This is a genomic window from Nocardia brevicatena NBRC 12119 (assembly GCF_000308495.1).
Taxonomy (GTDB): domain Bacteria; phylum Actinomycetota; class Actinomycetes; order Mycobacteriales; family Mycobacteriaceae; genus Nocardia; species Nocardia brevicatena.
In genome coordinates this window covers 1-17587 of sequence record NZ_BAFU01000015.1, presented here as the reverse complement: position 1 = coordinate 17587, position 17587 = coordinate 1, and the positions used below count along the sequence as shown (strand labels likewise).

At 67.5% G+C, this 17587-nt stretch carries 20 protein-coding genes; 8 read left to right on the top strand and 12 right to left on the bottom strand.

Translation table 11 applies throughout. The annotated features are described in order from the left end of the window. Window positions 1-86: 86 nt before the first annotated feature. Both ON20_RS03025 and ON20_RS03020 read left to right on the top strand, forming a co-directional pair. Window positions 87-818 (top strand): RluA family pseudouridine synthase, encoded by a 732-nt coding sequence (locus tag ON20_RS03025; protein WP_040833342.1) that lies wholly within the window; start codon window positions 87-89, stop codon window positions 816-818. Window positions 819-1115: 297 nt separating this feature from the next. Continuing rightward, on the top strand, window positions 1116-1895 hold the full coding sequence (locus tag ON20_RS03020) for a metallophosphoesterase (RefSeq protein WP_040833393.1): 780 nt from the start codon (window positions 1116-1118) through the stop codon (window positions 1893-1895). A gap of 46 nt (window positions 1896-1941) precedes the next feature. Here the strand turns inward: ON20_RS03020 and ON20_RS03015 are convergent, their stop codons facing one another. From ON20_RS03015 to ON20_RS03005, 3 genes are all read right to left on the bottom strand, one after another. Continuing rightward, a complete protein-coding gene (locus tag ON20_RS03015; RefSeq protein ID WP_040833341.1) occupies window positions 1942-2562 on the bottom strand; it encodes a pyridoxamine 5'-phosphate oxidase family protein in 621 nt (206 codons plus the stop codon). A gap of 283 nt (window positions 2563-2845) precedes the next feature. Next, the gene (locus ON20_RS03010; protein WP_040833340.1) at window positions 2846-3895 is read right to left on the bottom strand and encodes an AraC family transcriptional regulator; all 1050 of its coding nucleotides are present in this window, start codon (window positions 3893-3895) and stop codon (window positions 2846-2848) included. Between the two features lie 42 nt (window positions 3896-3937). Next, window positions 3938-4846 (bottom strand): cation diffusion facilitator family transporter, encoded by a 909-nt coding sequence (locus tag ON20_RS03005; protein WP_040833392.1) that lies wholly within the window; start codon window positions 4844-4846, stop codon window positions 3938-3940. A 110-nt stretch (window positions 4847-4956) separates the two neighbouring features. Between ON20_RS03005 and ON20_RS03000 the strand changes: the two genes are divergently transcribed. From ON20_RS03000 to ON20_RS02990, 3 genes are all read left to right on the top strand, one after another. After that, window positions 4957-7116: an ABC transporter ATP-binding protein gene (locus ON20_RS03000; RefSeq protein ID WP_218002421.1), complete on the top strand. Its 2160-nt coding sequence runs from the start codon at window positions 4957-4959 to the stop codon at window positions 7114-7116. After that, window positions 7113-7847, top strand: a complete 735-nt coding sequence (locus ON20_RS02995) for a CbiQ family ECF transporter T component (protein WP_040833339.1) — start codon at window positions 7113-7115, stop codon at window positions 7845-7847. Before ON20_RS03000 ends, ON20_RS02995 begins: the two co-directional genes overlap by 4 nt. Before the next feature lie 261 nt (window positions 7848-8108). Further along, window positions 8109-8756: a DUF8020 domain-containing protein gene (locus tag ON20_RS02990; protein WP_040833338.1), complete on the top strand. Its 648-nt coding sequence runs from the start codon at window positions 8109-8111 to the stop codon at window positions 8754-8756. A gap of 106 nt (window positions 8757-8862) precedes the next feature. Here the strand turns inward: ON20_RS02990 and ON20_RS02985 are convergent, their stop codons facing one another. The 5 genes from ON20_RS02985 to ON20_RS02965 all read right to left on the bottom strand — a co-directional run bounded on the left by ON20_RS02985 (window position 8863) and on the right by ON20_RS02965 (window position 12387). Next, entirely contained in the window at window positions 8863-9048 is a 186-nt protein-coding gene (locus ON20_RS02985) for an antitoxin (protein WP_040833337.1), read from the bottom strand. Between the two features lie 131 nt (window positions 9049-9179). Then, complete coding sequence (locus tag ON20_RS02980; RefSeq protein WP_040833336.1) at window positions 9180-9413, bottom strand: antitoxin; 234 nt, start codon at window positions 9411-9413, stop codon at window positions 9180-9182. Window positions 9414-9538: 125 nt separating this feature from the next. Beyond that, window positions 9539-10678, bottom strand: coding sequence for an MBL fold metallo-hydrolase (locus ON20_RS02975; RefSeq protein ID WP_040833335.1), 1140 nt, complete (start codon window positions 10676-10678; stop codon window positions 9539-9541). Beyond that, window positions 10675-11400 carry an enoyl-CoA hydratase gene (locus ON20_RS02970; RefSeq protein WP_040833334.1) on the bottom strand — a complete coding sequence of 242 codons (726 nt, stop codon included), beginning with the start codon at window positions 11398-11400 and terminating at the stop codon, window positions 10675-10677. The genes ON20_RS02975 and ON20_RS02970 overlap by 4 nt, the downstream gene beginning before the upstream one ends. A gap of 129 nt (window positions 11401-11529) precedes the next feature. Beyond that, the gene (locus ON20_RS02965) at window positions 11530-12387 is read right to left on the bottom strand and encodes an aldo/keto reductase (protein WP_040833333.1); all 858 of its coding nucleotides are present in this window, start codon (window positions 12385-12387) and stop codon (window positions 11530-11532) included. Between the two features lie 100 nt (window positions 12388-12487). On the opposite strand from ON20_RS02965, the gene ON20_RS02960 reads away from it, so the two are divergent. Further along, entirely contained in the window at window positions 12488-12763 is a 276-nt protein-coding gene (locus ON20_RS02960) for a helix-turn-helix transcriptional regulator (protein ID WP_174361848.1), read from the top strand. Beyond that, entirely contained in the window at window positions 12760-13311 is a 552-nt protein-coding gene (locus tag ON20_RS02955) for a hypothetical protein (RefSeq protein WP_040833331.1), read from the top strand. Before ON20_RS02960 ends, ON20_RS02955 begins: the two co-directional genes overlap by 4 nt. A gap of 342 nt (window positions 13312-13653) precedes the next feature. On the opposite strand, the gene ON20_RS02950 is transcribed toward ON20_RS02955, so the two are convergent. The 4 genes from ON20_RS02950 to ON20_RS02935 all read right to left on the bottom strand — a co-directional run bounded on the left by ON20_RS02950 (window position 13654) and on the right by ON20_RS02935 (window position 16649). After that, window positions 13654-15162, bottom strand: coding sequence for a carboxyl transferase domain-containing protein (locus ON20_RS02950; RefSeq protein ID WP_051161517.1), 1509 nt, complete (start codon window positions 15160-15162; stop codon window positions 13654-13656). A gap of 108 nt (window positions 15163-15270) precedes the next feature. Further along, complete coding sequence (locus ON20_RS02945) at window positions 15271-15873, bottom strand: GTP-binding protein (protein ID WP_174361847.1); 603 nt, start codon at window positions 15871-15873, stop codon at window positions 15271-15273. Beyond that, entirely contained in the window at window positions 15854-16228 is a 375-nt protein-coding gene (locus ON20_RS02940; protein WP_040833327.1) for a DUF742 domain-containing protein, read from the bottom strand. The genes ON20_RS02945 and ON20_RS02940 overlap by 20 nt, the downstream gene beginning before the upstream one ends. Window positions 16229-16235: 7 nt before the next feature. After that, a complete protein-coding gene (locus ON20_RS02935) occupies window positions 16236-16649 on the bottom strand; it encodes a roadblock/LC7 domain-containing protein (protein WP_040788536.1) in 414 nt (137 codons plus the stop codon). 413 nt (window positions 16650-17062) lie between these two features. Here ON20_RS02935 and ON20_RS37755 point away from each other — a divergent pair. Further along, window positions 17063-17587, top strand: a 525-nt coding sequence (locus ON20_RS37755; protein WP_218002418.1) for a hypothetical protein, incomplete at its 3' end; no start/stop codon positions are given.

Sequence of the window (17587 nt, the reverse complement as noted above, 5' to 3'; positions counted from 1 at the left end):
GAAGGGCACACGCCCCTCGGCCACACGGCGACCGCCCCGGCAGAGCCACTCCTCTCGGACCACAGCTGGGGCCCTACGCTCATGCGGTGGATATCGACTGGCCGGACCTGCGCGCCCGCTGCCGTCTCGACGAGGACGAGGCGGTGTTGGCGTTGAACAAACCCGCCGGGATCTCCGTCACCGGGGAACGGCACGACACCGATATCGTGCGAGCCGCCCAGGCGGCCGGCGAAACCCTCTATCCGGTGCACCGGATAGACAAGGTCACTTCGGGCCTGGTACTACTCGCCAAGGACCTGGGCGCACACGGGCAGTTGACCAGGCAATTCAACAAACAGACGGCATACAAGGCCTATCTGGCCGTCGTCTCTTCGCAGACCCGCCTCCCGGACACCGGTGTGATAGATCTGCCATTGAGTGTGGGCCGTAAGAACCGGGTTCGGATCGCCGCGCCGCGCGAACGCATCCGGCGTGACGGCGACCGATGGTTCGTGGCCGACGCCGATCTGCTGCCGACCAAGAACTACCCGTCGCGCACCGATTTCGCCGTGCTCGCCCGGTACGACGGACACACCGCGCTCGCCCTGTACCCGGCCACCGGCCGCAGGCACCAGATCCGTGTCCACCTGGCCTGGGTCGGTCATCCCATCCTGGGTGATCCGCTGTTCGACAGGTCCGGTGCCCAGACCCGCACTCGCCTGCACTCATGGCGGCTCGACCTCACCGCCGACTGGCGGCCGGACGGCAGGCTCACCCTGGAGGCACCTGCCGACCCCGGGTTCTGGGAGCCGTTCCCACCGGCCTCGCTCCCGATATGAGCCGGTGACGCCCGTACGACACGGCCGGGCATCGTCGACCCATACCTCGGCCGGCACGCGATGACGCGGCTCACGCAGACGTTCCGTATACCAGGGAACTAGCCTGGTAAGAGTGCTCACCAATCGAGCTCTGGTTCGCGGTCCATCTCGGGTATCCGCGGCGCCGCGCCGAAGGCGTGAGGCGCGGGCGCGTGGAAACACACGACCTGGACACACCGCGAATACCCCCCACCGCGCGGCACGGCCGATGGACACGGTGCGGCAGCCTTGGTCATGTCCAGAGAAAGCGAACGGACCATGCTTCTGGTGGCTCAGGTCAGCGACACGCATTTCGATCTCGGCGCCCGCAACTACGAACGCGCGGAGCGGGTCATGGCGTATCTGGCGGAACTGCGGCACAGACCCGACGCCATCGTGGTGACCGGTGATATCACCGAGTCCGGGCAGCCGGACCAGTACGCCGAGGCACGCATAGCGCTCCAGGCGGATATCCCGGTCTTCCTCATCCCCGGCAACCACGACGAACGCACCGCCTTCCGCGAGCTTCTGCTCGGCGTCCGCTCCTCGGCCGATCCGATCCACCAGGTGCACCGGGTGGGCGAGCTGACCATGGTGCTGTTGGATTCCACTGTTCCCGGACAGTCGGGCGGCCGCCTGTCCGACGAGACCCTCCGCTGGCTGTGCAAGGTCCTCGGCGAGGCGCCCACCGGGAAGCCGATACTGCTGGCGCTGCACCATCCGCCGGTGCGACTGCACAGTCCGATCATCGACGAGATCGCGCTGGCCGAACCGGAACGCCTGGCCGAGATCATCGCCGACGAGGAGCGGATCGTCGGAGTGCTCGCCGGTCACGCCCATTCGGCGGTGAGCAGCGTTTTCGCCGGTCGCCCGCTGCTGGTCGGACCCAGTACCGCGTCGGTGTTGGGCGGGGCATGGGAATTGGGACTGCCCGACCGGGTGATGGACTACGCACCGGACCCGGCGATAGCCCTGCACGTCATCGATACCGACCACCGCATGACCACACATTTCCGCAGTGTCCCGATGGGCGGTTGGATCAACACACCGCACTACTAGCTTCACCCTGCGGGGTGCGACCACCTGGTCGTGCTCTTTCCACTGTTCACGGCTGCGGCCGCAGGTGTTTCGTCGCCTTGGCGGCGAAATAGTCGCCCCCCTTGGCTCGCACGTTGTCGGTGCCCCAGTCTCGCGTGGAGTAGGGCGCGGGTACCAGGTGGGGAATATGTTTACGGCAGTGGATATATGCCTCGTCGACTTCGACAACCACCCACACGGGTTCGCCCCGTGCCGCGTGGTGCGCGCTCGGTAGAGCGGGCACCCGCTCCCGCAGCGTCACGTCCTCGACGATGCGGGCAGAGCCGTTGATGTGCAATCCGATCAGGTCCCGAACGAAATCGATCAGAAGGATACCGATGTGGGGATTTTCCACTATGTTGCCCAGACTGGCCATTACTCCGTTGCCGCGGTACTCGGGATAGGCGAGGGTGCGGTCGTCGATCACCTGCAGGAAGCCCGGCTGTCCCGCTCTGAAGCTCGAATCGCAATTTCCGCGCCGGTCCGCGGTGGCGATGAACGCCATTTCCATCCGGCGCACGAAATCGATCATCCGCGAATTGAGCCGGTCCAATACCTGTTGGTCGTAGAATCGCTGCGCTCGCTCATCCGAGCCGAAACGTTCCTGTAAGGCGTGCTCGCCATCGCTACCCATAACCGACATGCGCATCCCATCAGTCGGCGAGAACCCGCCGGCCCGCCACGCGACGGGCTGATTTACCGAATTTTTCTGCAATTTAATCGGTGCCCTCAGGACTCGCAATGCCCGACACTTCCCACCAGCGAACAGCTCGTCCTGCTCCTGGCGTGCAGCGGCCGTTCCACGCAACCAACGGGCAGGACAGGTCGCCCATGACCAGGCAGCCGGGCCGATCGGATACGACCCTTCCGTCCACGCGACCGCCGACGAACCGATGCGGGCAACCGTCTCGGTCTCGCCCGGGCCATCCCGACTACTGATATCGCCCGGTGCATGCCCGACGGTAGGCGGCGGGCGTTCGGCCGGTCCACCGCTTGAACGCGTAGATGAAGGTCGAAGCCTCCGCGTAGCCGAGCCGGATCGCGACATCGCTCACCGACAGCGGGGTGGTGGTGAGCATTTCCTCGGCCAGCGCCTGGCGCACCTCGTCCAGTAGCGCCCGATAACCGGGGCCCACGGCCTCGAGATGGCGGCGCAGCGTGCGGGTGCTCATATTGAGATCGGCCGCGACCACGTCGATCGGCGGTGGAGCGGCGCCACCGCGCGGTACCAGCCGGGCGCGTACCTCGGCCGCGATACCGGTGCGCGCGTGCCGCCGATGCACCAGGTCCCGGCATTGGGCCAGACAGATGGCGAGGGTGTGCTCATTGGCCTGCGGCAACGGCCGGCCCAGGATGGCCGGATCGAGCGCGACCAGGTTACGCGGCTGTCCGAAGCGCGGCCGTACCACCGTGACCTCGGCGATCCGGTCCGCGTAGGGCGGTTCCGGGAATCGGAATTCGGCCCGGGTCAGGGCGAGGTGTCGACCGAGCAGATCGCTCATCACCTGGTGCATGGCCATCACATCGCGTTCGACCAGAAACTGCCGTACATCGACGGGTACCGATTCGTCGTGGATCCGGCCGACGAATTCCCCGTCCCGCAGCTGGGCCACCGGCAGGCAGAAGGTGAAGCTCAGATCCAGGTAGCGCAGCGCGAAGTCGATGGCCTCGGCAAGGGTGGGGCTGCTCACACAGGCGAACCCGAAGATCCCGAAGGTGGTGATCCGGTAGCGGCGCCCCACCTCGACACCCATGGCGGGCCGGTCGGGCAGTGCCCGGACCAGGTTCCGGATCACCGCGAGTTCGGTGTGCGCATCGATCTGCACGTCCGGATTGCGGAGCAGTTCCTCGGTCAGTTCGGTACCGGCGAGCAGATCGGCAGTGGTGGCGCCGTGCTCGACGCCATATCCGACCATGAGGGCAACACTGGCGATTCCGCGCGGGAAATCCCAGTCCCGGATTACCGGATTCTCCACCACCACCCCGTCATTATGGCCGAATATGTCGATCCGGCGGCCGGGATCTCACCAGGACAGTTCCGCGCAACGACGCGCGGCGTCGGGGGTCTCCACCTGTAAAGTGGCGTGGTGGATGTGGAAACGTTCGGCCAGGATGTGCTGAGCGGCGCGCAGTATGTCCTCACTCGCGGACTCGGCGGTGATATGCGCGGAGGCCACCTCCATACCGGAGGTCAGTGTCCACACGTGCAGATCGTGCACATCGGTCACGCCTTCGATGGCGCCCAGTTCGGCGGCCACCTGTTCGACATCCAATTCCTCCGGGCTGTGCTGGAAGAGAATGCGCAGCGAGCGCTTGGCCAGCAGATAGGTCCGGGGCAACACCCACAGCCCGATGGCGACACCGATGACGATATCCGCGTAGTGCAGGCCGGCGGTCAGGGTGAGTACCGCCGACAGCAGCACACCGAACGAGCCGACCGCGTCGGCGAGCACCTCGAGATACGCGCCGCGCACGTTCAGACTCTCCCGCGCCCCGTCGCGCAGCAGGAGCATCGAGACGAGATTCGCCACCAACCCGACCACGCCGACCACCAGCACCGGCACCCCCGGCACCGCAGGCGGATCCCCGAATCTGACCACCGCCTCGACGAGTACATAGCCGGCCACCCCGAACAGCAGGACGGCATTGGCCAGCGCGGCGATCACCTCGGCACGGTAGTAGCCGAAGGTCCGGGTGTAGGTGGGTCGGCTTTTGCGGGCCAGCAGGATCGCCGACAGCGCCATCCCCACGCCGACCACATCGGTGAGCATATGGGCGGCGTCCGAGAGCACCGCCAGCGATCCGGTCGCGACCGCGACGACGAATTCCACCACCATGAACCCGGCGCCGATGACCAGCGCCGCAGCGAGCCGAGCCAGGTGTTTCCCGGATGCGCTCTCCGGACTCACCCCGTGTGAATGATCGTGTGCCACCCGCCTAACATATGCGCAGATGCGCATGAATGCAACCCGTATCGGATTAAGCCGGCAGACTTGAGCCCGTGAGTGATCTGTCCGAATCCACCGGTCCCGGCGGCGCCACGGTGCACGGTGCCGGCGCGCCGGCGCGCGGCGGTCCGGCCGAACACGGGCCGCTGCGCCCCATCGAACTGGCCACCGGCGCGGTACTGGGCGGGGTCACCGTCGGACTGGTCACCGTCGGCGCGGTCGTACCGTTCGCGGCGGCGCTGCAACTGGTCGCGGCGGTACCGATGGGGCTACTCGCCCACCGCTACCGATTCCGCGTGGTACTCACCGCCGCCATCGCCGCGGCCCTGGTCACCTTCGTGGCGGCCGGACTGCTGCCGGCGACCGCCATGGTGGCTACGGCGACGATCGGTGGCATCGTCGGCGGAGTGAAGCGCCGCGGCCGCGGTATCGCCGCGGTCTTCGGACTGTCCCTGCCGGCCGCCGCGGCGTGGGCGGCGTTCTCGGTGGGATTCCTGCTGCTCTTCTCCGCCACCCGCACCCTCATGTTCGACGCGCTGCGCAACACCGCCGCCGGTGTGGCCGAGATCGCCGATAACCACCTGCGACTGGAATCGCTCGGCCACGGCATCACGAACCTCACCGATACCGTTCTGGGCTGGTGGTGGCTCTACATCGGCGGTTCGGTGGCCTTCGGCACGGTGCTCACCACCCTGTGCTCCTGGTTCGTCCTCGGCTCGGTGCTCGACCGTCTCGCGTGGCTACCGGGTAGCGACCGCCTCGACGCCCCGCTCGATCCGCGCCCCATCGCGCCGCTCCCGGTCACCCTGCACGGCGCCGGCTACCGTTACCCCGGCACGGACACCGACGCGCTGGCCGATATCGACCTGTCCGTCACGCTCGGCGAATTCGTGGCCGTAGTCGGCCACAACGGTTCCGGCAAATCCACCCTCACCCGCCTGCTGGCCGGCCTGCCCCCGACCACGGGCACGGCCGAACGCCCCGGCTCGGCCGGGCTCGGCCATCTGGGCGGGACCGCGCTGGTGCTGCAGCGGCCGGAAAGCCAGACCCTCGGCGTCCTGGTCGCCGACGATGTCGTCTGGGGTCTGCCCGCCGACATCGCCGCCGACGTCGATATCGACGGCCTGCTCGGGGAGGTCGGCCTGGCGGGTATGGGCGGCCGGGAAACCGCCACCCTCTCCGGCGGCCAACAGCAGCGGCTGGCCGTCGCCGCCGCCCTGGCCCGACGTCCCGCGCTGCTCATCGCGGACGAAGCGACATCGATGATCGACCCGGACGGGCGCCGGGAACTGGTGGCGCTGCTCGCCGGACTACCGCGCCGCTATCCGATGGCCGTCGTCCTGGTCACCCATCACGAGGCCGATGCCGAAGCCGCCGACCGCGTGGTGCACCTGGAGGGCGGCCGGATGGTGGAACGCCTACCCGCCTGGCCGAAGCCCGTCCGCGATACCCGCCGACAGGCGATGGGCGAGCCAATTCTGGAACTGCGCAACATCCGCCACACCTACAACCGCGGCACCCCGTGGGAGGCCCCCGCCCTGCACGGTGTCGACCTGTCGGTGCGCCGCGGAGAGGCACTGCTGATCGTCGGCGGCAACGGCTCCGGCAAATCGACCCTGGCCTGGATCATGGCCGGGCTCGTCCACCCCACCACCGGCCGCTGCGAACTGGCCGGCAAACCGGTCACCGCACAGATCGGCCGCGTCGAACTGGCCTTCCAGCATTCGCGCCTGCAACTGCAGCGGCACACCGTCGGCGAGGAGATCGCCGACTGGGGCGGCCAGAGCACCGGCTCCGGCGCGGTCGGCCAAGCCCTGGACGCGGTCGGACTGGACCGGGAGATAGCCGTGCGCTCCATCGAGGAGCTCAGCGGCGGCCAGGCCAAACGCGTGGTGCTCGCCGCCATTGTCGCCAGTCGACCGCATGTCGTGGTACTCGACGAACCCCTGGCGGGCCTGGATCCCGGGGGCCGGGCGGATATCGTCGAGTTGCTCGCCCGACTCCGGGATTCGGGCCTGACCTTGATCGTCATCTCGCACGATATCGAGGATGTGGCCGCCATCTGCGACCGCACCGTCTACCTGAAGGCCGGCGTCATTCCCGACGCCCGCCCCTTACCACTACCGGAGCCCGAGCCCGATACGGAACCTATACCCGTCCGCCCGCCGGACCCGCCGCGATTCTCCCGGCCGGGCACGGCCTGGCGCCTCGACAACGGCGTCCCAGGCGCCGGAGAACACGGAGGTCGACAATGAGCGCGGTTCTGCTGCGCCAGGTGCCGGTGGACAGCCCGGTGCACCGCCTGTGGGCCGGCACCAAGATGATCGGCGCATTCCTGATCAGTGTGCTGCTCATGCTGCTGCCGACCTGGCCGGTCCTCGGTATCACGGTGGGCTTTCTGATCCTGATCGGCGCCCTGGCCCGGCTCCCGCTGGGCGCCCTGCCCCGGCTTCCGTGGGTGTTCTGGGCGCTCATCGTGCTCGGCGGGGTGGTCAATGTGGTGGTGAGCGGCGGGGCAATACTGCGTTATCTGCAGGTGGTGGTCTTCACCCTGGTCCTGTTGACGGCATCCATGCTCATCGCCTGGACCACACCGATGGGCGAGATCGCGCCGGCGCTGGCCACTCTCGGCGCCCCCTTGCGCAGACTGCGGGTTCCGGTGGACGAACTGGCGGTGGTCGTCGCGCTGACCCTGCGCGGGCTTCCGCTACTGCTGGAGGAGATCCGTATCCTGCGGGCGGCGCGACGGCTGCGCCCTAAACCCGATCTGCTGCACCGCACCACCGATCCGCTGATCGATATCCTGACCGCCGCCATGGCGGTATCCACCCGTCGCGCAGGCGAGTTGGGCGAGGCCATCACCGCGCGCGGCGGCACCGGCCAGCTGACCGCAAAACCCACCTCGCCCGGCCGGCGCGACGCGGTGGCGCTGGGCGTGGTGCTCCTGGTCTGCCTCGGGGCGGTGGCGGTGGAGTTCGCCCTCTGAAATCATGTTCGGCGAACGAGCTTTACACGTCGCCGACCAGCGACAACCCGGGAAAACGCAGAGGAAGCGTCCTTTTCAAGGACCGGAGTTCCCTTTTCTCGAAATTCGTTTCCGAAAAAGCCCTCAAATCAGGGGATTTGGCGTATATCAGACCCTCAAACCATGAGATAGGTCACAATCGCCCTTCATCCGGATCGGCGTGGAGCTTTCCGCTGTTGTACGACACACCCGCAGCAACTCTACGAATGGGAGAGCACCACAATGATTCTCCGCAAGCTCGCCGGGCCGGCGCTGGCCGTGGCCGCCGCACTCATGGCGACCGCCGGTATCTCGCACGCGCAGCCGGCGCCGGCACCCGACGTGCGGTACGAGGCGGCACTGGTCGGCGACCGTATCGTCACCACGCTCACCGACGGCACCTTCCAGGTGGCCGGGGATACCGTGCACATCAACGACTCGGCCGGGCACACCCTCGTCAGCTTGCCGCTGACCTTCCGCGAGAACGGACTGGAATTCCCGATCCCCCATACCGTTCGGGACTCCGGACGAGTACTGGAACTGACCGCGGTCCGCGATCACACCAAGGCTCACCCGGCACCGGCGGCCCCGGTCGCCTCCCCCCTGGAGAACCAGCGGGCGCAGAACGACTTCCTCTCGCAGTTCGGCCTGGCGACGGCGGTCGGTGGCTTCATCGGACTCGCGCTGGGCGGTGTGATCGGCCTGCTGGTCGGAGCGGCCGCCGGCGGAGTCGGGGCACTTCCGGGCGTGGTCCTGGGGGCGTCGATCGGTAGCATCATCGGCACGATCGTCGCCGGCGGGCCGACCCTGGTCGTCGCCGGAATCGAACTGATCAACACCCTCAACGCTCCCCCTGGCACCACCAAGTGGGCGAGCACGGACGCCAACTGATCACCCGATAGCCGAAGGCGGCGGTATCCCGGAAACCGGGGCACCGCCGCCTTTTCGTGCCCGGACAGAGACGAACCCGGACACACAACGGGCCGGCGCCGACCGCTCACTGCTGCGTCCGGTCACGCACCGCCTTCTTGGCCGCGTTCTGCGCCGCGTCCACCTGGGCGGCGTACTTTCCACCGGTCTTCTGGTCCACGATGTCGCCCGCTTTATCGATAAGCGGGTCCACCTTGTCGGCGTTCTTGCGCACCATGCCGAGCGCCTTATCGGCCAAGCCCTTGAAATCCATGTCGAAAACTCCTCGCTCGAGCGGTAACCGGGATCACCATACCGACAGCCACATCCCGGCGACCGCACGAACTTCGGCGGATCGTCACGACTCACCCGACCAGACGGGTGCCGGCGCCCGGCCGGTCCGATTCAGGCCTGTGGCCCCTGCGCCGGGCCCGGGCCGGACTGTCCCGGCTGTTCCGGGGGAACCACCTTGCGTGCGGCCTCCTTGCCCTTCTCGATCTTGTCCGTGTACTTGCCACCGGTCTTCTGATCGATGAAGGTGCCCGCCTTGTCAACCGCTTGGTTGATCTTGCCCGAGTTCTTGGCCGCCATCTCCTGGCCCTTGCCCACGAGGCCCTTCAGAGTGTCCATCAGACTCATCGCACAGATCCTTCCGTATCGGAGTAAACGATCGCAGTGTCGATGGGACGCCGTGCCGCGACACGGTCACGCCGCACTACCTCCTCCGGCGTCGACGCACGGCCGGGCCACCGGCTGCGAAAGTGCTATCCCACATCTTCCCACCAGGGCCGCGCCGGTGGGAGATCTATCGGGGTTACCCGCATTCCCGGCTTCGGAACCGCGATCGGAGTACCGGCCTCTCCGGCCGCCGCGACCAGCCTCCGCACCGGTTCGGACCACCCGTGGAAGGCCAGGTTGAAGGTCGCCCAGTGGATCGGCACCAGCAGCCCGTGACCGGCATCGCCCCCACACAGCTCGGCGTGGGCACGTACCGCTTCCTCGGGGTTCATATGGATATCGGGCCAATGCTCGTCGTAGGCGCCGATCGGCAGCAGGGTCAGATCGAAAGGGCCCCACTCCGCCGCCGCGGCGGCGAATGCCTTGGTGTAGCCGGTGTCGCCACCGAAATACACCCGCCGAGTCGGGCCCCGCAGCGCCCACGACGCCCACAGTGTGGCATTGCGGGCCAGACCGCGCCCGGAGAAATGCCGGGCCTCGGCGCAGGTGATCACCAGATCGCTCTGATCGGCGGTGGGCGCCGCGATGGTTGTCGAGCCGCCCCAGTCCAGTTCGACGATCCGATCCTCCGGCACCTCCCATTCCCGTAGATGGGCACCGATCCCGACCGGAACCACGAAAGGCGCCCGCTGTGACCGCACCAAGGCCCGAATGGTGTCCGAGTCCAGATGGTCGTAGTGATCGTGCGAGATGATCACCGCGTCCAGCCGCGGCAGCCCGGTCAACGGGATCGGCACCGGATGCATCCTCGCCGGTCCCACCAACTGTGACGGCGATACCCGCTTGCTCCACACCGGGTCGGTGAGCACCCGATAACCGTCCACCTCGACCAGCGCGCTGGCATGGCCGTACCAGGTGACCGCGAGATCACCCGCCACGGCGGGTTGCTGCGGTTTCACCAGCGGCACCGGTCGCACCGGCCGGCCGACCCGGGTGCGGGTGGCCGCCGAGAACAGCAGCGACAGCATGGAACTCGGCGCGATCGGCGTCTCGGGTTCGGTGTTGTGAAACTGTCTGTTGCGATAGCCGGTGGCGCCCGCCGCGGTCGGCGCAATGGCCGAGATGGGCGCGCCGAGCGAGGACGGCAGACCCCATAGCGCCCGCACCACCCAGCCTAGTCCGAGGACGCCGGCCGCGGTGGCGAGCGCGGTACGCGGCCGGGTCATCGGCCCACGAACTTCGCTGCCCGCTTCTCCTGGCGAGCCAGCCGACCCTCTTGGGCGTCCGTGCTGGCCCAAGCGGCCTCCAGCGCGGCCCGCTGCTGGGCGTTCTCCGGCTGCCGGGTTCCGTCGTCGTTGAGCATCAACTTCAGATGGCGCAGCGACAGCGGGGCGAGCCGGCCGATCGACTTAGCCCATCCCTGGGCATCGGCCACCGTGCCCAGTTTGTTGGCGAAACCGAAGGTGTAGGCGTCGGCGGCGGCCACGGGTTCCGCGCCGAGCAGGATGGTGCGCGCCGGACCGCCGCCGATCAGCGATACCAGCCGGCGAGTGGTCCACAGATCCACCGAGACACCGAGCTTGGCGGCGGGGATCGCGATATACGAATCGGGGCTCAGAACCCGCAGGTCCGCCGCCATGGCCAGTTGCACGCCCGCACCGATGGCTCCGCCGTGGACGGCGGCGATCACCGGCACCGGCGTCGATTCGACCGTGTGCAGCATCTCCAGCAGTGCCTCGAGGAACTCGGTGGAGTACACGCCGTCCAGGTCGGCGCCCGCACTGAACACCGGACCTCGGCCCGTGAGCACGATCGCCCGGGCGTATTCGGCGGCCTCGATCACCGCCTCACGCAACTGCTCGACCAGTTCCTGGTTCAAAGCGTTACGCCGCTGTTCGCGCTGTAGTTCGATCGTGACGACGTCGCCGTCCCGGCTGACACCGAGCATGTGCCCTCTCCCCAGCTGAACGTTTTCGATGGTCACCGTTCACTCTGCCACAGCGGTGGGCCGTCAGCGCCGAAGGCGGCAGCGGAGCGTGACCACGCAGGGGCAGGCCCACCGCTCACACGGAGCCGCTCAGTCCTCCAGTCCGAACGCGAACGTCGCCGGGTCCGGTCCGATGCGCTCCCCCTTGTCGAGCGCGAGGATCGCCTGCATCTGTTCCGGCGCCAGTTCGAAACCGAAAACGTCGAAGTTCTCGGCGATCCGAGAGGGTGTCACCGATTTGGGGATCACCACATTGCCGAGTTGCAGATGCCAGCGGATGAGTACCTGTGCCGGGGTGCGCCCCCGATCGGCGGCGATCTTGGTGACGACCGGGTCGTTCAGGAGAGTGCCCTGACCGAGCGGGCTCCATGCCTCGGTCGCGATGGCGTGTTCGGTGTGGTACTCCCGCAGTTCCCGCTGGATAAGCCGCGGATGCAACTCGATCTGGTTGACCGCCGGAGCCTCACCGACCTCGCCGATCAACCGTTCCAGGTCGGGGATGCGGAAATTCGAGACGCCGATCGAGAGCACCCTTCCCTCTTCGCGCAGCGCCCGGAAGGCCCGGAAGCTGTCCGGGTAGCGATCGGCGGTGGGCACCGGCCAGTGGATGAGGTAGAGGTCCAGATAGTCCAGCCCCAGCCGCCGCATACTGGCATCGAAAGCGCGCAGGGTGGAGTCGTAGCCCTGATCGGCATTCCACAGTTTGGTCGTGACGTATATCTCGTCACGCGGAATCCCCGACTCTCGGATGGCGCGACCGGTCCCTTCCTCGTTGTTGTAGGCGGCCGCGGTGTCGATACTGCGGTACCCCGTTCGCAGCGCGGCCGTGACCACGTCGAAGACATCGTCGGGCGGAACCTGGAAGACCCCGAACCCGAGCTGCGGGATCAGGTTCCCGTCGTTCAGCACTATCGGGGGGACTGCGCCGGTCTCGCTTCTGAAGGTCATCGTTCCGAAGGTAGAAGCGGTTTCGCAGCAGGTCAACGACAGGGTGTGACGTGTCCGACAGAGATTGACAGACTGTTGTGTTTTTACAACGATCCATTAGGTGAGCCCAGTGCGACGCGGGAAAACCCTCCCGATTTACAACCGAATCGCGGTACTGCGGGCGGAGCACCGAATGTCCCGGGCGGCCCTGGCCGAGGCGGTGAACGTCAATCCGCAGACGATCGGCGCTCTCGAACGCGGCGACCACTATCCCAGCCTGGACCTGGCCCTGCGTATCTGCGAGGTGTTCGGGCTGCCGGTGGAGGCGGTGTTCTCCCGTACCCAATTCACCCCGCTCTCGGCCGAGATCTACTCCCGCGGGAAAGGAACGATATGACGACGGCAACCAAGACCGGCGGCACACTGCTCGACCGCTACCAGGACTACCGGGTACGCCGCTGGCCGGCCCATGAACAACGGATGTCCGGGATGCTGCCCGGTTGGCGTACCCGTGCCCGGCGACGGACCCTGGTGGTGGCGGTGGCGGCCTCCGTTGCGGGACTTTTCGTGGCCGGTGTGCTGTGCGCCTTCGACCTGGCGTGGGCCGCGCTGCTCACCCTGCCCGCCGTGCTGGTCTTCCTACCCGCGTGGACCATATTGCGGATCGCCTCTCGAGGCCAGGACCACGCACCTTCGGCAACCCTCGACGAACTGGAGATCGCCCAGCGCGATACCGCACGCTCGATCGGCCTCACCGTCACCCAGGCGCTCTGCTTACCGCCGATGCTCTATCTGGTATGGGCGGGCGCGCTCATGCCGGAGGCGGACGCTTTCCACACCGCCTACGCGGGCGGGACGATGCTCCTGGCGACCCTGTTGGCCGGCGGCTGCGCACCGGCCATGATCCTCGCCTGGAACAAACCCGACCCGGAACCGGAAAGCTGATCACCGCCACCGTTCATCCCTCCTCATGGCGGGACCGAACATGAGCGCACCCGAGGTGTCGGTGCCGGTCGCTTCCGAGACCGAACCCCTGTCTCGACTTGCCACCGAATCACGGTGACGGAGGGCTTCACGGCCACAAGAGCCGCGAGCAAAGCAACCACACGGCGCCATCGGCCGCAACCCGCTCGAGCCGTGGCCGATCGGCGCCGGCGCGGGCGGGCCGGAAAGAAGGCCGAGGCCGAGGGCCCTGTCTCACGCCGGTGAGGCCCACGTCAGCGACCGGTGGGGCTCGTCGGAGCGTCCCTGCCCGATACGGAGTCGCGCAGAGATGGGCGACTCGGGTCAGGATGGCTCCGACAACACCACCGGAAGGCGGCGCCATTTGGCCGAGCGTGCCGCGCGGAGTTCGGCGGCCGGCCGGCCGCGCAGGTCGGCCAGTTCCCGGGCGATCGCGGCGATCATGCGGCGGGTGAACTCCACCGGTTCCGCTGCCGCATCGGGATTTTCATCGACGATCCGGTCCACGATTCCGTCGGCGAGCAGGTCGACCGCCCGAATACGTTGCGCCTGCGCGAGTTCCGGCGCGTGATCGGTGTCCCGATACACGATCGCGCTCGCCCCCTCCGGTGGTAACGGCGCCAACCACCCGTGGGCTGCGGCCAGCACCCGGTCGGCCGGAAGCAGGGCCAGGGCACCGCCGCCGGTTCCCTGCCCGAGCAGCACCGAGACGGTCGGCGTATCCAGCGTCACCAGATCCGCGATACAACGGGCTATTTCGGGGGCCAGGCCGCGCTCTTCGGCCTCTTTGGACAGGGCGGCGCCCACGGTATCTATCACCAGCACCAGTGGTAACCGCAGCTCGCGGGCGAGTTGCATACTGCGTCGGGCCTCGCGCAGCGCCGCCGGACCCATGGTGTGTTCACCGTGTTGCCCCGAACGGTCGTGCCCGAACACCACACAGGGTTGACCGCGAAACCGGGCCAGCGCCAACACCACCGTGCGATCGGATTCGCCTTGTCCGGTACCGCTGAGCGGGACCCGATAGGTCACGTGGCGGAGAAGGTCACGCAGCCCCGGACGATCCGGACGCCGGGAGATCACCACCGAATCCCAGGCCTCGACGGATTCGTCCACGGTGGGAGCGGGGGCATCGGGTGTCCGGGCGGTCTCCGCGTCGAACCGTTCCCATCCGGGAGCCACGGTGGTGTCCGCTACCCCGCTGAACACGCTCAGCGCACGGTGGGCGATACGCCGGAAGATCTTCACCCCGACGACACCATCGATCACGCCGTTGCGGTACAGGTTCTCCGCGGTCTGCACCCCTTCCGGAAACGGTCGGTCGTAGAGCGCCCGGTACACCTGCGGACCGAGAAACCCGATGAGCGCGCCGGGTTCGGCGAAGGTTATGTGCCCCAGCGATCCCCAGGAGGCGAATACTCCGCCCATGGTGGGATTGCGCAGATACACCACATAGGGGTGGCCGGCCGCCTTGTGCTCGGCTACGGCTCCGGCGATCTTCACCATCTGCACGAAAGCGAGTGTGCCCTCCTGCATTCGGGTACCACCGGAGGTCGGCGAGGCGACCAGGGGCAGTCCCCGCTCGGTCGCGCGTTCAACCGCCTCGACTATTCGCTCCGCCGCCGCGACCCCGATCGAACCCGCGAGGAAGCCGAACTCGCAGGCGATGACCGCGATCCGCCGACCGCGTAGCAGCCCCTCGCCGGTGAGCACCGCCTCGTCGGCGCCCGCGGCCTCGGCCGCCTGCACCCGCTCGGCTCGATAACGCTCGGTCCCGGCCACCGGTAGCGGCGGCCGGTCCCAGCTCACGAACGTATCCGGGTCCAGAAGCATGGACAGTAGCTCCCGAGCGGAGATCCGCCGTGGTGCGCTGCTCAACGACACCGCCCCCTCACCATCGACGCAGTGTCCGGCCCGCCGTTACCGGGGCCGGGTTCCGTCTCAGTAGCCCTGGGTAACCTTGCGCAGCGCGTACTCGGTGAGCGCGACCAGCGCCTGTTTGGCCGGCTCCCGCCGCCGCGCGTCGATGGACATGATCGGCACATCGGCAGGCACCGCCAACGCTTGACGGATGTCCTCGATCGGATAGCGCGGAGCGTCGTCGAATTCGTTGAGCGCCACCAGGAACGGCAGATTACGCGCTTCGAAGTAGTCGACCGCGGCGAAGCTGTCCTCCAGCCTGCGGGTGTCGATCAGCACCACGGCACCGATGGCACCGCGGATGAGGTCGTCCCACATGAACCAGAAGCGGTACTGACCCGGGGTACCGAACAGATACAGCACCAGGTCCTCGGCAAGGCTGATCCGACCGAAGTCCATGGCCACTGTGGTGGTGGACTTGCTCTCGATACCGGCAAGGCTGTCGATACCGGCGCTGGCATTGGTCACCAGAGCCTCGGTGCGCAGCGGAACAATTTCCGACACCGCCCCCACCAACGTGGTCTTACCTACACCAAAACCCCCTGCTACCACGATTTTTGCCGAAGTCGGCTTACTCGTGCGCGTATCGACATTCGCCGTCGAATCATATACGCCGGAGTCCACTGAGAACCCTTTCGATCAGCTCGCGACGTTCATCGTCGCTGGAATCGTCTTTCAATGTCGCCGAAACGCGGACATGCCCGGCTTCGATGAGGTCCGCTACGAGTACCCGCGCCACCCCGATCGGTAACTCCAGTCGAGCCGCCAGCTCGGCGACCGACGGCGACTCCCTGCACAACTCGACTATGGATGTCTCGATATTGGACAACTCGAACTGGCGCTCGAAGGCCGTCGGATGCGATGCGACGAGCGCTTCCAGCGCCAGTTCGACTTTGGGTCTGGTGCGGCCCGCGGTCAGCGAGTAAGGCCGAACGAGACTGGGCTCGGCGCTGCCCATACGGTGATCTTCTATGTCCATCCCACCATCAGGAACCCATCGTGACGCGTGGAGTGGCCTGAACGGTCTGGCCTACGCGCTCGACCAACAACGCCATCTCGTAGCCGACCTGCCCGATATCGCAGGACGTATTGGTCAGCACAGCGAGATATGACCCGTCACCGACAGCCATCAGCAGCAGATAACCGTGTTCCATCTCGACCACGGACTGCAACACGGTCCCACCTTCGAAAAGGTTCGACACGCCGACGGAGAGACTGGCCAATCCGGCCGTAACCGCCGATAGCTGCTCGGCCCGGTCCACCGGAAGCTGCGCGCTGGCAGCCATCAGCAGGCCGTCGGCCGACACCAACACGGCATGGGCTACACCCGGAACCTCATTGGCGAAGTTTGAAACCAGCCAATCCAGCTGACGGTTCGTACCACCTAGATCGGGGCTCATCGGTCTCCTTTGTCTCCGGTTAGGTTCATTGCTCTCATTGCACGGCCATCCCGAACGCCTTGCTGGTGACGACTCAAGCTTGACCGGATGAGTTCGGGATTTCGAGTCGGCGTGCGCTCGGCGGCACCGCTGACGCCGCCGGGAATCAGCCGACCACCCGGATTACGCTGCGGCAGACCGGCAGCCGTCCTGGTCTCCGGCTTCTCCTCGCTGGCTCGTCGGGCCGCCTGCCATCCTTCGTCACCAGGAGCTTCGAAGGAGGCAGCCATCTGGGACCGATCCGCGTTCGGATCGGCCAGCCAGGCCGACATCATTTCGGCGAAGATGGGTGTCCCGCCCATCACACCGTCGTTTTCCTCGGCCGGCTGTAGCCGGGTCTGGAAGAACGAGGCCGTTTTCGCCGGATTGGACCGGTGGCTGTGCCGACCCCGTTCGCGTGCCGCGCCGGCATCGCTCTCGGTTCCGGCCCGATCACCGGCCGCCGGTTCGGCGCTCCGCCGCGGCAGAGCGACCCCCGGCGCGTTCTCGGTACGTGCCGGCATTCGGGTGGCACCCGGCGCGCGCTGCGGCAGACCACTCGGTCCTGCCTGCGGCACGTCCCAAGGCGGAAGCTCCTGGGAGGGTGTGGATGCCTCCGCGGCGGCCGACTGTGGACGCTGCGGCAGACCGCTTCCGCCACGCTGTGGCAGACCGCCACCGGGACCGCGCTGCGGCAGGCCTCCCGGGGCCGGCTCGCGGCGAGGAATTCCGCCACTCGGCTCGCGGGGCTGCGAAGCACTGCCCGCATCCCGCTGCGGCAGGCCGGCCGCGCCCGTATCGCGCGCCGGGATGCCGTTCGTGCCCGACTCCCGTCGGGGCAGTCCGCCCGTTCCCTGGTCGCGTCGAGGCAAGCCGCCGGTGGACCCGGCATCCATCCGCGGCAACGGACCGGACAACGG

Bases quoted from the DNA above. Each gene is read 5' to 3' on its own strand.
- ON20_RS02935 (WP_040788536.1), bottom strand. From the start codon at position 16,649: ATGAGCCCCGATCTAGGTGGTACGAACCGTCAGCTGGATTGGCTGGTT.
- ON20_RS02985 (WP_040833337.1), bottom strand. From the start codon at position 9,048: ATGGATTTCAAGGGCTTGGCCGATAAGGCGCTCGGCATGGTGCGCAAG.
- ON20_RS02965 (WP_040833333.1), bottom strand. From the start codon at position 12,387: ATGACCTTCAGAAGCGAGACCGGCGCAGTCCCCCCGATAGTGCTGAAC.
- ON20_RS02955 (WP_040833331.1), top strand. From the start codon at position 12,760: ATGACGACGGCAACCAAGACCGGCGGCACACTGCTCGACCGCTACCAG.
- ON20_RS02990 (WP_040833338.1), top strand. From the start codon at position 8,109: ATGATTCTCCGCAAGCTCGCCGGGCCGGCGCTGGCCGTGGCCGCCGCA.
- ON20_RS02980 (WP_040833336.1), bottom strand. From the start codon at position 9,413: ATGAGTCTGATGGACACTCTGAAGGGCCTCGTGGGCAAGGGCCAGGAG.
- ON20_RS02970 (WP_040833334.1), bottom strand. From the start codon at position 11,400: ATGCTCGGTGTCAGCCGGGACGGCGACGTCGTCACGATCGAACTACAG.
- ON20_RS02940 (WP_040833327.1), bottom strand. From the start codon at position 16,228: ATGGACATAGAAGATCACCGTATGGGCAGCGCCGAGCCCAGTCTCGTT.
- ON20_RS02975 (WP_040833335.1), bottom strand. From the start codon at position 10,678: ATGACCCGGCCGCGTACCGCGCTCGCCACCGCGGCCGGCGTCCTCGGA.
- ON20_RS02995 (WP_040833339.1), top strand. From the start codon at position 7,113: ATGAGCGCGGTTCTGCTGCGCCAGGTGCCGGTGGACAGCCCGGTGCAC.
- ON20_RS03020 (WP_040833393.1), top strand. From the start codon at position 1,116: ATGCTTCTGGTGGCTCAGGTCAGCGACACGCATTTCGATCTCGGCGCC.
- ON20_RS03015 (WP_040833341.1), bottom strand. From the start codon at position 2,562: ATGCGCATGTCGGTTATGGGTAGCGATGGCGAGCACGCCTTACAGGAA.
- ON20_RS02950 (WP_051161517.1), bottom strand. From the start codon at position 15,162: ATGCTTCTGGACCCGGATACGTTCGTGAGCTGGGACCGGCCGCCGCTA.